The sequence below is a fragment of the Larkinella soli genome (genome assembly GCF_003703975.1).
Classification (GTDB): Bacteria; Bacteroidota; Bacteroidia; order Cytophagales; family Spirosomataceae; genus Larkinella; species Larkinella soli.
Window position 1 is genome coordinate 1 of the sequence record NZ_QTJY01000002.1, and the last position, 14,005, is coordinate 14,005.

Here is a 14,005-nt window from a genome sequence, read left to right on the forward strand (position 1 = left end):
AGCCATCAGGACCATCAAGAGGCACAGGAAGAAGATAACTTGTTCTTTCATAATCACTTGCCGAAAAATAGAACCTTTAATAAAGGCCGTTCCGAAGTTCCGTTGCCCTTGAAGCGGAACCTGACCTGCAAATTGCCTGCGGTCGAATCCAGCCGGGTACCCGGAAGCCGGCGGTGGGCCGATCCAAAATCGAGGACAAAGGTAGCCGTCTGCCATGGGGGTGTGAAATAGCCCTTTGGAGCTAATTTGTCAGGCAGACGGCCGGATTGGTGCCGGTTCCGTTTCGAATGGGAAGGACGATGACTTACCGGCGGATCGCCGTGTGGGGCAGAGAGGATAGCACCTGGATTCCATTCATACCATCCGATCACTTCCCCCTTCCGGCGGCTTTAAAAACCGGTGATCAGATCGACCAGGGCCTGAGGCCGCGAAAAGAAAGGGGAATGACTCGTGGACAGCGGCACGATCTGGCGGGTAGGCCTATTTTTGGCCATCTCCGTCATATCTCCATTTCGGGCTTCCGTACAGCGAATGTAATACTTAGGAATGACCCCGTACACCGCATCGCTGACCTGAACGGGCGTAGCCAGTGGGGCAACGGGCTGCCGGCCAAGGTTGGCTTTGGCAAACGCGATATCCCCGGCCGAACAGTCATGGTACAGAAAGTGGGCCACCGTAGCCGTATCCAGCCTGAAGGTGGTCTGGTCCTGGCTGAAGATGAAACTGTCCGCAAATGCGGGTTCTCCCGTAGGCAGGGGTGGTAAAAACGTGGCGGCCAGCGAAAATACCGATTCTCCGTTCTTGGGCAGGAAGGCATCCAGAAAAATCAGTTTCTCCACCTTGGCAGTGCCCAGCCGCTCAGCCGCCTGAGCAATCGTCACCCCGCCCGAAGAATGCCCCACCAGAATCACAGGGCCGGCCTGGGCCTGAGCCATGGCCACTACCTTGTGCACATAATCTTCCAGGGTAACGGTTTCGGCCGGGGTCTGGTCGTCGCCATGGCCCGGCAGGTCGATGGCCTGCACCCGGTGGCCCCGGGCCTGAATAAGGGGCACGACCTTCTTCCAGGCCCATGCCCCGTGGGCGGCTCCATGGACCAGCAGGTACGTTTTGGGGGCACCCGATTTCGGGCTTTCACGAGCATCTTTACAGGCGATCAGCAGAATCAGGAAAAATAGGATCTCAGTGGCCCAAATGGGCAGAACTATGGTTTTCATCAGTTTAAAATCTAAGAATTGATTCAATACACAGGCTCCTGGTCAGACAGCCCTCGATAGGGTTTGGCGGACTGGAAAGCGGGAAACGATTTCCTGGATATAGTACTCACAGAGTTGATTCGGGTCGTACCGGGCAAATTCCTGCCGCAGCCGTGCGCCATTCTCCCGGTACACCGGATTCCGCCAGATTTCGTGGGCGCCCTGCCGGATCTGCCGGGGGCTGGGCGTCTCCGTACCCAGATTGACGCCGAGCTTGAAATAACCGATGCGGGCTACAATTTCATTTTTTCCTTCGTGCTTGCCGGCCGCCAGGATGGGTACGCCGTAGTTCAGGCTCAGCAGGACACTTCCATAACCTCCGCAGCTGACAAACAGATCGGTATGCGGCAGGGTGGCCGCATAGTCGATAAAGTCGGCGATGATGATATTGGCCTGCCGGTATCGGGCCTGCAATGCCTCCGTGTGCTGCCCCCCGGTGGCCACCAGCAGCAAATACGGCTCGTCTTTGAAGGCTTCCAGCGAGGGTATAATTAGCTTCTGCGGGTCTTTATTATCGACCGTTCCCTGGGAAATCAGCACCACTTTCTGATACCGGCGGGCCTGTTCGGCGTAGGGAAAGGCAGGGGTAGCCGTCTTCCGGTAAGGCAGCAGCGGTCCCACGAACCGCACCTTCGGACTCAGGTCCCGGCGAACATATTCAAAGCCGGGAACCCCACTCTGCAGGTACAGCGCCGGGTAGCGCGGCAGCATGTCCAGAATCGTATCGGTCATGGACGGTAACCCATAGGGGCGAATCAGTTCATTGTAGTAGGCCCTACTGTCGGCAAAAATCAGCCGGGGGAAGATCAGCCGAAGCAGGGCGTCACGCATTCGAATCAGCGGACCATGGCCCGGGGTTAGCCCTAAGGTGGCCGGAGGCAAATCGCGGGAGGTTTCCGTCAGGGGGGCAATGCCCAGCACGATGGCCGGTTTATGCAGCACCTCCTGAATCAGATGAAAGGCCAGGAAGCCCGAATCACACAGCAGCACGTCGAAGTCGAACGTACCCTGGAGTTGTTTCACATCGGTCAGATTCCCAGGGACGTTGCTCAAAAACAAATGCCGGATGTCAAATTTGATCCGGGCCAGGGCCCCCTGAATCTTCAGCCGTTCGGGCAGCAACTCATTGAGGTTATTCTGGTGGATCTCCCGGGCTGCCTGAAAGGGGTAGAACGGAAGGCCCAGGTCCGCGACCCGCCTTTTATAGCGAGCCCCCGTGTACCACCGGACATCGTGTCCCTGCTGTTTAAGGTACATGGCCAGGCCGGTCAGGGGATTGAAATGCCCATCGGCGGGCACGGTGGCCATCAGGATTTTGTATTTGGGTGTGGTTTTCATCGTATCAGGGGTAAAACCGGGTTCGGTTTCTATGATCCGGTTGATAATCAGTCACAAAAGCGTCTGGTGTTTTGGGTGGCCGCTGGATTGTACCGAACCCGTCGTCCGGCCGATGCAATGCCCCAGCAAGGCCCAGATCAGGCCCCACAACCCAATTAACAGACGGGGAGGATGGCCGGTGATCACCAGCACCGGAAACATGACGGCGAAAGGATAGAGTCCCGTCAGCAGGGGTACCCAGCGTTGCCTGCCCCGCCAGACCCCCGCCCGCAGGACGACGAGGCCCACGAGCACCATGCCCACCGCGTTCAAAATAGCGCCCAATTGGGGCAGCGGAAGCGGCAGCAGCGTCATTACCGTCGGAGTAGGCAGCAAGGCCGTTGCGCCATAACACAGTTGGCCTGCCAGCGGAATAACCAGCAGCATTTTGCCGGAGGGGGATCGGCCCAGGGCGTCCGACATCAGTAAGCCATGGAGGCCGCCGACAAATCCTGCCTGGGAGAGAAAAAACAGCGACCGCAGCAGGTAGTCATGCTGTTCAAAAAAAAGCCGGAGGTCGGCCGGGAAGTCCTTGACGGCTCCCATGGTGCAAAGGCTCACGGTAAATAATAGGCCTCCGACGGTGCAGGCAACACCCAGTTTTGAAAGGATTGATTGTTTTGTTTTCATGATGATTCAAAGGGATGTGTGGATAAACCGGCCATGGGCAGGCCTGCCGGGAAGGCCGTAAATTGACTGATTTCGAGGAAAAGCCCCCCGGTGGCCCCCAACCAGCGCACGCCAGCCGGGGGCTTCGATTATTACGGTTATCTATATACGTTAACCGGAAAATTCTTTCACAGACCCATCCCCGGGGCCTGGTTCGGGAAGGGAGCCGGTTCGCGGCCTATTCGATTTCGGTTAAGATCTTTACCAGGCTTTCCGGCATGGAAAGGAAAGGAGAATGGCCGCCGGCCAGCTTGTACACTTTCTTACAAGGCACCCGGGTCGACAGGAAGGTCTTGTCCATGTCCTTACTTTGGGTGCAAAGAATGAAGTATTTCGGGACCACACCGTACCGCTCCTCCGTCAAACGAAGCGGAGTAGCCAGCGGAGCGATCGGTTCTGAGGAAAGCCGGGCTACGGCAAACTGTTGATCTTCCCGGGAGCAATCGTGATAGAACAGCCCGGCCGCCAGGGCCGGATTCACGAAATTGGTCTGATGATCCTCCGCTGTCAGAATCCCCTCGACCAGCGTAGGATGGCCGTCGGTACCGGGCGGCAACTGCTTCAGGGTAGCCTCGACCAGAGAGAACAGCGAGTCACCGTCTCGGGGCAGGAAAGCATCCAGGTAAATGAGGGCCGCAATCTTCTTTGGGCCTATCTTCTCGGCGGCCTGGGAAATGACGATACCCGCCATCGAATGCCCGACTAAAATGACCGGACCTTCCTGCTCCCGGGTGAGGTGTACGACCGCATCGACGTAATCCTCCAAACACACCGTAGAGGCCGGTTCGGTACGGGCTCCGTGGGCCGGCAGATCGAGGGCAATGGCCCGGTGGCCCCCGGCCTCGAGCAATGGAATTACTTTATGCCAGCACCAGGCTCCGTGCCAGGCTCCGTGGATCAGCAGGTACGTTTTCCCTGATCCGAAAAAATTACTGTTTGTCATAGATCGATAAAATTGGAGTGGACAATCGATTCATGCCGAAGGGGCATGAATCACGCCACAAAATTGCAGGAGATCGAACAATGAAAGGTGGTAAAAAAAGGACATTGTTAAGCCACCAGCAAAGACGACTCTGCCCGGCTTTTATAAAGCTCCTGGGTAAGGCCGAGCTTTCGCTCCGGCGACCGGCTTTCCAGAAGGTGAAATTCGGTGGGCGTAGACCGGGTAAACTCTTTGTAATCTTTGACCAGGTGCTGGTAATCGTAGTAGCCGCAGTCATAGGCAATCTGCAGCCAGTCCCGATCAGGGAAAGCGTTCCGGGTATGAAAGGCTTTGGTGAAGCGAATGATTCTCAGATAGGCTTTCGGATTCAGGCCCGTTCGCTCGTAGAACTTTCGGGTAAACTGCTTGGGAGACAGGCAGGACTCATCGGCCAGCCGGTCAATCGACGCGTTGCCGCCGGATTGGATCATCCACTGGCTTACGGTATCGAGCCGGTGCCCCTCTCTGGGGGCCCGAAGGATCAGGGAACTGACGAACCGGTCGGCAATGACGACCATCTGCTCGTAGCTGGCGGCCTGTTGCAATTGCTCCAGGATCAGCAGAATCCGGCTTGAAAAGATCACCTCCGCGTCCAGGTATCGATCCGTAAGCTCGAAGGCGGAAATTCCGGTGAGTCGAAACAAGGCGGTGGGCTGAAAAGCAATGTTGAAGGTCATGAAATCCCGACCCATCAGATATCGATTGATCACCGAAGTCTGCTGGCCGGCCAGAACCACCGGATAGCGATAGTCTTTTTTGGGAGCGTCGCCCACCTGGATTAGCTCCCGTTCGCGAAGAAAGAAATGAAGACAGACTTCGGGCCTGGGCGAATACGCTTTCAGGATCGGTTCCGGCGCGTTCACGAATCCGAAATGAACGATCCGGTAGCATTGCACAAACTCGCTCAGCGAAGGATGGGGAGCAATATCTTTCAGAATCATGCCGGGTGTCGGATAGGCCGTGCAGAATCGTTACGATCCGGAAACAGCTTGTTTTTCAGCCACTAAGGTACAAGGCATTACCGCCCTGGCCAATAGTCCTTTTCTACTATTTGTTGGCGGAGATCCAGGTCTTCCGAAGTTTACAACTACCTAAGAACCAGTTTATCCAGAAACCAGGTATTTTCCTTTACGACTCTTCCCGCACCTCATTTCGGTCAAGCCGACCGTCGCAGCCTGAACCGGGATCAGGGGAGTGACCCGGCAGGTGGATGGAATTCGTCCCGAGCTGAATCAACAGGAAGCGACTATCTATGGTTGGGTCAGCGGCTTTTCCCCCATCATAAGAAAGGTAAGCGGTAATATTTTTTTAAGTGGAAATTCTAAAGTGGCTGCGGAATGGCCAGCGGTTAACGAGTCATCAGGCCGGGCAGCAAGTTGAAGACGATATCGATAAGTCCTTTTTCAGCATTCTTTATAAGGGATGGCAAGTAGCCTGAAATCTCCACCAACTGGCTGGTGAACCTGGTATTCGGTCGCTGTGATAAATGACACGACAGCCCTGCCGCCGGTCGTTAAAGCGCTCAAGCGTGGTCGGGATGAAACGAAAGCAGGAAAACTTTTGAATGTTGTGGTCGGGGCCTTTGTTGCGGTGATGATAGTGGTAACGGCTGTGCAGTACAGGAAATAAAAAGCCCCTCGGGGTGAGGGGCTGCCAGGTTTTAATTTTATTTACTCCCATTTAAGGTTTCACCACCTTAAGTGTTACCGACTTTGAACCACTGACTGTTCGCAGGAAGAGTAGACCGGAAGCGACGCCTTTTAAGGGGATGTGTTGCTGCTCAACGGAACCGGCCTGTTCCACCAACTGCTCAGTGAGCAAGCGGCCCTCCGTGTTGATCAGTTGAAAACGCAGAGGCTGCCCCTTAGCTCCGCGTACCTCTACCTGCACTTGCTGATAGACGGGATTCCCCAGCACCGTCACCTGAAGTTCCGGTCCGGTTTCTGCCGACAACCGGGCTGCGGGCGCACATTGGAGCGGCTTAGGCGATCCCTTAAGGGTATAAGTGCTGCCCAGTACTTTCGCGCTAATCTGCCGACGGACATTGTCCTTCAAACCCACCGGCGTGGTGAAATTGTACGCATGCACCCCGTTGCCCTTGCCCGCATTCCTCAAGTCGTCGCGGTAGATGTTGGCTTCCGTGGTCCCGATGGCGACGCCGTCGGCGAAAAACTGCACCGTCAGCGGGGTATTTGGTTTGTTGCGGTCCCAGACCCAGCCCCGAATCGAACCGCATTCGACCTTATCGAGAAAGCCTTCAAAGTTGCCCGTCACCGCCGGCGGGGTGGAAGAACCCGGCGCTACGACCAGCGTCAAACCCACCGAAGCGGTTTTCTGACCATCACTGCCGCTGTAGCTCAGGAGAAAGGTGCCTTCCGTTGTGGGAGAGCCGCTGATGGTGCGGGAAGCGGCTGTAAATTGAAGCCCGCCCGGCAACCCGGTCAGTGCATACGTCAGGGGCTGGCCTTCGGGATCGGTGAAGGTCGGTAGCGTGGTAGTGAAGTCCACGCCCACGGTTGCCGACAGCGGCCCGGTTGTCGGGCCGACGGGTGGCTGATTAACCACCGTGTTGCTAACCGGACACGTCAACTTAATGGGGGAACCTTTCAGGATGTAGTCGGTCCCCTGGACTTTGGCCGAAATGCGCAGTTCCGAGCCGGTTTTGGCTGCTTCAGGCGTGGGGAAGATATACCCGTGTTCGCCGTTGCCTTTTCCTGCCTCCTTCAGGTCCTGGCGGAAGTTTTTGGCTTCGGTCGTTCCGATGGAGGTGTTTTCGGCGAAAAATTCGACGGTTAACGGCGTGTTGGGTCGGTTTCGGTCCCAGACCCAGCCGCGCATTTCCTGGCAATTGACGGTCGTTAAAAACCCTTCGAAATTACCGGTTGTCACCGGCGGTGCCGTCACCGTGACGGTGGCACTGGCGGGCGGACTGACGCAGCTTCCCACCTGACAAACTGCCGAATAGACAAAAACGCCCGTGGCGGAGGTCGGTACACTGACGCCCCCGGTTCCGGTGGTACTGCCGGGCCCCGTCCACTGCAAGGTGCCTGAACAATTGGTAGCGTTTAAGGAAACCGCCGGGGCTCCCTGGGTGACGGATACGCTGGTGGACCCACCGGCCGACCAGTTAGGGGCTGCCAGAGCGGTTTGGGAACTCACCACCGTAACGGCCGTGGCTGAACCGCCGGAATTGGTAGCCGTTACCGTATAACTGCCGGGTAGATTGACCGTTGTGGAGGGATTACCAGAACCGCTGGAAATCGTACCGTTGGGCCCCTTAATGGTATAACTAACGCCCGTTGCCGTAGTGGCTGCCGTTAAGGTAACCACCGTTTTGGAGCAGGTTAGTGGGCCGTCGTTCCGGAACGTCAGGTCGGTGGGCGGGGGTACGCTGACATCCAGCACAGTCACGTTGACCGTGGAGGCAATGCTGGTGCAGCCGCCGGTGGTGCAGGTGGCCAGATAGGTGACGGTGCCGGCCTGATCGGTGGCTACGGGGATGATGGAACCCTGGCCGCTGGTGCCGTTGGTGGCGCTCCAGTTGACGGTTCCTCCGCAGTATTTCCCCTGGAGATTGATGTCGGAAGCGCCTTTGGTCACGGTGAGGGAGGTGGCTCCGGTGGTGGTTTGCAGATAAACATTGGGGTTGGATTCATCCACCCCGATATCGATCCTTCCGTTGTTCAGGCGGTCGGCCAGACCGGGCAGATTCGCCAGATCGGGCCAGCGCTGGAGGAGGGTGTTGTCGCCCCGGTCTGAAAACATCGTGTTGCAGGAACTCGTTTCAGGGGAGCCGTTTGCCAGGTTGAGCAGGTGCCGGCCCGGATCGGTCGGCCCGCCGTATACGAAAGGTTCACCCGGGCTATAGCCCTGTCCGGGTTGCGGATCGATATCGACATCATGATCCGGAATACCGCTTCCGAAAATGGAGTGTGAGAGCGTTACGCCCTCCGTAAAACCGACCGGCCAGCCGGTCTGGGCAGAATAAACCGAGTTCGCGAATCGATTCAGATAACAGTTCACCAGTTCCGATCGGCCCCCACCGAACACGTTGGCGAGGATATAAAAGGGGCCGTTGGGCGAGGGAACATTCGGAAACGCCCCGCAATTTTCCAATCTGCAATTGACGACCCGGGTGGTCGAAGCGGCATTTCCGGCATTGATCATTAAGGCACAGACTACCCCCCAGTCAAAGGCAGGAGTCACGGAAAGGGGAAATATCCGGAGGTTAGAAAAATGGCAATTATAAAAGACCAGATCGGCATCTCCCGAATTTCGGCCGATATTTAAAACGGCTCCTGTCATGGTGTAATCCCCATAGGACGGACTCAATAGGCACTGTACCATGCGCAAATTGGCCTGGGCTCCGGGTCCATAGGCAAAGTTGGTTACCATGCCCCCCACGAAGCTGCTGCCGGCTACGTCTACCGTACAATGGGTAACGGTCGGTTTCGAGCTCCCGTTATAGGCGAAATTCATAACGGCATTTCCGAACTGGAGCAGCCCGGCGGCATTGATTTCGGTCTCTCCGATACCAAACACATCTGTGATGGCCGTGGGCTTGATATTACCAGGAATTCCGGGTCCCCCTGCATTGGGATCGTAATAAGGCTCTCCGGTAATGACGTGGTCGGTATAGGCACCCACCAGATGAAATCCATCCACCAGCGTTTCTTCATCGGCATTGAAGAAGGCAACCACATAATGATTGTAACTGGAAGTCCGCAGGCGGCTTATCCCTCCGCTCCGGGACTCTATGTTGTCTTCGTGTCCGGCAAACCCGCCAAAGACCTTTACTCCGCTCGAAACGATGAAACACATTGAGCCTACTTCTTTCAGCTTTTCAAACGTAGGATTTGCCAGATCGCTCACCCTAAAGGGCCAGTAAACGCCTTCCTTCACCCAGACCTGATCGCCGGCTTTTGCCTTCTTTAAAGCCGTCATCATCGAGGTAGTCGTACTCCAGGACTGTCCGTCGTTCACCGCTGAACTGTCCGGGCTCACATACCAGGTCTTGCCCTGGGCAAGGGCCGCGAACGAACCAAGCCATAACAGGCCCAGCAGAAGCCAGCCCCGACCCCGTTGGGACTGACCAAACCGTACATGTGTTGTCATAAAATTGGACTGATTAGTGGAGCGGACGAAGCCGCAGGTTAACTTCCCAAAGGTCAATTCAGGCCGGGAGACGGGCTATCAATTATCTCCCAAAGGCTATAAACCTGATCCCATTTTGTTTTTTACGGGGCAAATCGGGAATTCTGGGAGGAATTTGATAGCCTTTGGGAGAAATTTGATAGACCCTTCTTGGTAAAGCGGCCAACTTTGTGCCCATCTTCCTGCGGCACTCCATGGATCTGGGCTTCAGGAACGAAGACAAATTATCTCAAATCGAACCATTACTAAACCAACCCGATTATGGCACTTCGATTAGGCGACACAGCTCCCGATTTTACCGCAGAAACCACCGGGGGGACCATTCACTTTCACGAATGGCTTGGAAATTCCTGGGGAATGATCTTCTCGCACCCTGCCGATTTTACACCCGTCTGCACCACGGAATTAGGACGTACGGCTTCCCTGAAGGAGGAATTTGACAGGCGGGGTGTCAAGGTCATCGCCGTCAGCGTTGATCCGCTCGAATCGCATTCCGAGTGGATCAGGGATATCAATGAAACGCAGCAAACCACCGTCAACTTTCCGCTGATTGCCGACCCGGACCGCACCGTGGCCGAACTCTACGACATGATTCATCCGAACGCCAGTGAGAAAGCCACCGTGCGATCGGTATTCGTCATTGGTCCCGACAAGAAAATCAAGCTGACGCTGACGTACCCGGCCTCAACGGGTCGCAATTTCAATGAGCTTCTGCGCGTGATCGACTCCCTGCAGCTGACGGCTTCCTATCAGGTCGCGACGCCCGCCGACTGGCAAGCCGGTCAGGATTGCATTGTGGTACCCGCCGTCAGTACGGAAGAGGCCATGAAGAAATTTCCCAAAGGCGTCACGGTCGTCAAACCGTACCTGCGCACTACCCCTCAGCCGAATTTGTAAACGGCGGTTTGCGAGTTCGGGAAGCCGCAAACTCGGTTGGCGTCTGTTGGTAGAGTTCCCGAAAGCATTTGGTGAAGTAAGCCGGGCTTTCGAAACCGACCCGGTAAGCCGTCTCGGAGCTGTTGTAGCCCTGTTCCAAGTAATTCGTCGCCCGTTTGAGCCGGTAGGTTCGAATCAGTTCACTGGCCGACATGCCGGTTAGGGCCTTCAGTTTACGGTGCAGACTCATCCGGCTCATCCGGGCCAGTTTGATGAGCTGGTCGGCCCCGAAACTGGAGTCGTCGAGGTGGTTTTCAATCAGTCCGTAAATGGTATCAATAAAAGGGTCGGTCGTTTCGGAGGCCGACTCGGTTAACAACGGTTCCGGGTGAATGAGCGTGGCCCGAATCCACTCGCGCAGCTTCCGGCGCTGTTCCAGCAGGTTCCGGACCCGCAGCTGCAGCTCCTGGAGGTGAAACGGTTTCGTGATGTAGTCATCAGCCCCCAGTTTCAGGCCCGTAATCCGACTGTCGTGTGAGGATTTGGCCGTTAGTAGAACGACAGGGATGTGGCTGGTTCGCTGGTCGCTTTTCAGGTTCTGGCAGAAGGTATAGCCATCCATTACCGGCATCAGCACATCGCTGATGATCAGATCAGGAATCAACTGAACGGCCTTTTCAAGTCCATCGGCTCCGTGGGCGGCCCGATGAACCTGATAACCGTCGGGTAAACTATCGATGATGAATTCGGCCAGTTCGTCATTGTCTTCCACCAGCAGGAGAATGGGCTCCTCTTCCGAACGGTTTTCAATAGGGTCCAAAACCGGCTTCTGGGAGGAGTTCAGGTCTTTATTGAAAGAAAGAGCCGGGCGATACGGAAGTTGGACGGTAAACGTGGTTCCGCCACCGACCTCACTGACCACGTCGATCCGGCCTTTCTGAAGTTCAACCAGTTCTTTAACCAGCGCCAGGCCGATGCCGGTGCCTTCCTGCCGGCGGGTGCTGGAATCGTCGACCTGATAAAACCGGTCGAAAATGTAGGGCAGTTTGTCGGCGGGAATGCCTATACCCGTATCGGCCACGGTCAACGTCACCGCCGGCGCCAGTCCGACGGTGATGGCGCCACCCGCCGGGGTAAACTTCAGGGCGTTCATAATCAGGTTGTACGCAATTCGTTCCAGCTTATGGACGTCGAAAAAATACTCGTCGTGGAGATCGGCACTTTCGAACCGCAGCTGAATCGATTTGGCCTCGGCCTGGGGGGCAAACGACTGCACGATCTGTTCGATGAGAAAAACCGGGTTGCCCCGCGCTTCTTCCACCTGTACTGCCTGCGCATCCAGCCTGGTGAGATCCATCAGTTGATTGACCAGTCCCAGCAGTTGATGCGCATTCCGGTGGATGGTGGCCACCCGGCGCAGGTTTTCGGGATCGTTCAGGGTTTGGCTCAATTGTTCGGCCGGGGCCAGAATCAACGTCAACGGGGTTCGGAATTCATGGGTTATATTCGAAAAAAACCGCGTTTTCATCTCATCGACGGTTTTGAGTTGTTCCGCTTCTTTTTGTTTGAGATACGCGCGAAACAAGGCAACGGCAATACCGCCGATCGTCAGGGTATAAAAGAGATAAGCCCACCACGTCGCCCAGAAAGGCGGGTGAATCGTGATCGTCATCGTGCGAATGTGCGTGCTCCAGACGCCCGATGTATTGGAACCGTTTAAGTTGAGTGCGTAGGTTCCCGGACTCAGGTTCGTGTAAATGGCTTCGGGTCGCTCGGCGATGATCCAGTCTTTGTCGATTCCCTCGAGCTGGTAGCGATAGCGTAACCGGTCGTGGCTGTTGTATTGCAGGGCGGCAAACTCCACCGTCAGAAAGTTCTGATCGTAGGGCAGATCCAGGTGCTGAACCAACTGAACGGGAATCGAATCAATTGGCGATCCGGGCCCAGGTTCAACCCGCCGGTTGTTGATTTGTATCCCCGTAACTTCGATCTGCGGTTGGTAGGTGTCATCCCTGATCTGGCTGGGATAAAAATCAATCGTGCCTGCCATGCCGCCCAGAATGATCCGATCGTCCGGCAAGTGAAGAAAATGAAACCGGTTGAACTCGTCGCCCGGCAGTCCGTCTTCGTGGGTAAAGGTCCGTGTCCGGAACGTCCGGCGGTTCAGGCGGCACAGGCCCTGATTGGTGGCCACCCACAGGTTTCCCCGTTGATCGGGAATGGCGGCATAAATCACATTGTTTGGTAAACCGTCCCGTTTGGCCAGCCGTCGGCAGGTACCCGTGCGTTTGTCAAACCGGCAAAGCCCGCTCCCGTAGGTGCCAATCCAGAGAACGTGGTGATCGGCGGGATCCGCAAACAGGCATAACAACTTATCACTGCTCAGGGACCCCGGTTGTTGCGGGTTGTGGGCAAACTGCCGGATCTGCCCGGTGGCTCGATCGACCCGGTACAACCCGTCGGTTGCCGTTGCTAACCAGGCGGCCTGCTCATCGACTACCATTTGCAGAATCTTAGCCTGGATTTTCGGTCCGAGTGGATGCGGAAACAACTTCCATTCGCCTTGCTCAAACCACCGGAGTTCCAGCGCATGGACACACCAGACCCGGCCGGACGGATCGGTTGCCAGGGGGGCCAGTTTCTCTTCCCAACCAAGATGCCCTTTGAAGGGAAATGAAACAGGTTTCAGTTGTTTGGTCGCCAGATCGATCTGATAAAACGGCACATCCGTAACGTTATACCAGAGCTTACCGGCCCCGTCGACTGTATACCGAAAATTATAAGACCATTGCCCCTCCCCAGGCGGATAATAGGGAGTCCGATCGGCGGGTAGGCCCAGGTGCCGTCTCAACAAATCATTCCCAAAATCAGATGCATAAGGCCGGGCGTGGAATAAGCCGGTTTTGAGGTTGTATTTCCGGACGCCTTGCCCGTTTGTGCCAATCCAGAGCACATCGGATCGATCAACAAACAGGCTTTGGGAACGGTCGATCTCTTTCGGCTCAATGACTAACTGGGGGCCCTCTTGTTCATTAAACCGAAAGACCAGGTTGTTCTGATCAAAATAATCATTTCCCTGACTGTCGGAGGTGGCGTGGGAACCGTACCACCAGGCGCCCGGATCAGCGACCACCGGTAGCGGAAACGAGCGAAACTGCCCGGTTTGGGGCCGAAAAACCGTCGCATGTTGTTTGGACAGAATCAGTAGATCGCCATTCCGACGCAGGTGCAGTCCTTTGAGATCATTGTCAGGGATGGAATTCGGATTGCCGGGCTGATGTCGGTAATGCGTAAATTGGCCCGTTCGCTCCTCAAACCGATCCAGTCCATCGCTCGTAGCCAGCCAGATGGTTCCCTGCCGGTCCTGAACGATTGCTTGAATGGTGTCATTTCCAAGCGATTGAGGTTGGTCGGGCCGATGATGGAACCGGCGGACGGTATTCTTCGCCCGATCGACCAGGGCTAAGCCACCCTGGCGGAACGAGAGCCACAGACGATTCTGCCGATCCGGGAACGAATAGTGCAGGGTATCACGACCAAAATGGCGCTGGTAAAAAGGCTGACGCGTGTAATTGATGAATTTTTCCCGTTGCGGATCGAAAAGATCGATTTCGCCCTGATCGTCACTGATCCAGAGTTGGCCCTGCTGATCCAGTTTTAAATCAACCAACGCGGACGATGACAACGATGG

At 55.9% G+C, this 14,005-nt stretch carries 9 protein-coding genes; 1 reads left to right on the forward strand and 8 read right to left on the reverse strand.

What is annotated here, in order from left to right; all coding sequences use genetic code 11:
- The 7 genes from DX909_RS29765 to DX909_RS06310 form a co-directional block, all read right to left on the reverse strand.
- Positions 1-216 (reverse strand): hypothetical protein (locus DX909_RS29765; RefSeq protein WP_206512967.1); only part of this gene is annotated, 216 nt, incomplete at its 3' end.
- 173 nt (positions 217-389) lie between these two features.
- Positions 390-1,217 (reverse strand): alpha/beta fold hydrolase, encoded by an 828-nt coding sequence (locus tag DX909_RS06285; RefSeq protein ID WP_128544302.1) that lies wholly within the window; start codon positions 1,215-1,217, stop codon positions 390-392.
- A 42-nt stretch (positions 1,218-1,259) separates the two neighbouring features.
- Positions 1,260-2,594 carry a glycosyltransferase gene (locus DX909_RS06290; RefSeq protein WP_128544303.1) on the reverse strand — a complete coding sequence of 445 codons (1,335 nt, stop codon included), beginning with the start codon at positions 2,592-2,594 and terminating at the stop codon, positions 1,260-1,262.
- Positions 2,595-2,645: 51 nt separating this feature from the next.
- Positions 2,646-3,179 carry a hypothetical protein gene (locus tag DX909_RS06295; RefSeq protein WP_128544304.1) on the reverse strand — a complete coding sequence of 178 codons (534 nt, stop codon included), beginning with the start codon at positions 3,177-3,179 and terminating at the stop codon, positions 2,646-2,648.
- Between the two features lie 301 nt (positions 3,180-3,480).
- Positions 3,481-4,245 (reverse strand): alpha/beta fold hydrolase, encoded by a 765-nt coding sequence (locus DX909_RS06300; RefSeq protein WP_128544305.1) that lies wholly within the window; start codon positions 4,243-4,245, stop codon positions 3,481-3,483.
- Between the two features lie 107 nt (positions 4,246-4,352).
- Entirely contained in the window at positions 4,353-5,225 is an 873-nt protein-coding gene (locus tag DX909_RS06305) for a helix-turn-helix domain-containing protein (RefSeq protein WP_128544306.1), read from the reverse strand.
- Between the two features lie 739 nt (positions 5,226-5,964).
- Positions 5,965-9,399, reverse strand: coding sequence for a T9SS type A sorting domain-containing protein (locus tag DX909_RS06310; protein ID WP_128544307.1), 3,435 nt, complete (start codon positions 9,397-9,399; stop codon positions 5,965-5,967).
- Positions 9,400-9,699: 300 nt separating this feature from the next.
- Here DX909_RS06310 and DX909_RS06315 point away from each other — a divergent pair, with 300 nt between their 5' ends.
- On the forward strand, positions 9,700-10,335 hold the full coding sequence (locus tag DX909_RS06315) for a peroxiredoxin (protein WP_128544308.1): 636 nt from the start codon (positions 9,700-9,702) through the stop codon (positions 10,333-10,335).
- On the opposite strand, the gene DX909_RS06320 is transcribed toward DX909_RS06315, so the two are convergent.
- Positions 10,313-13,984, reverse strand: coding sequence for a hybrid sensor histidine kinase/response regulator transcription factor (locus tag DX909_RS06320; protein WP_164851207.1), 3,672 nt, complete (start codon positions 13,982-13,984; stop codon positions 10,313-10,315). The two genes, DX909_RS06315 and DX909_RS06320, sit on opposite strands and share 23 nt — an antisense overlap.
- Positions 13,985-14,005 lie beyond the last annotated feature (21 nt).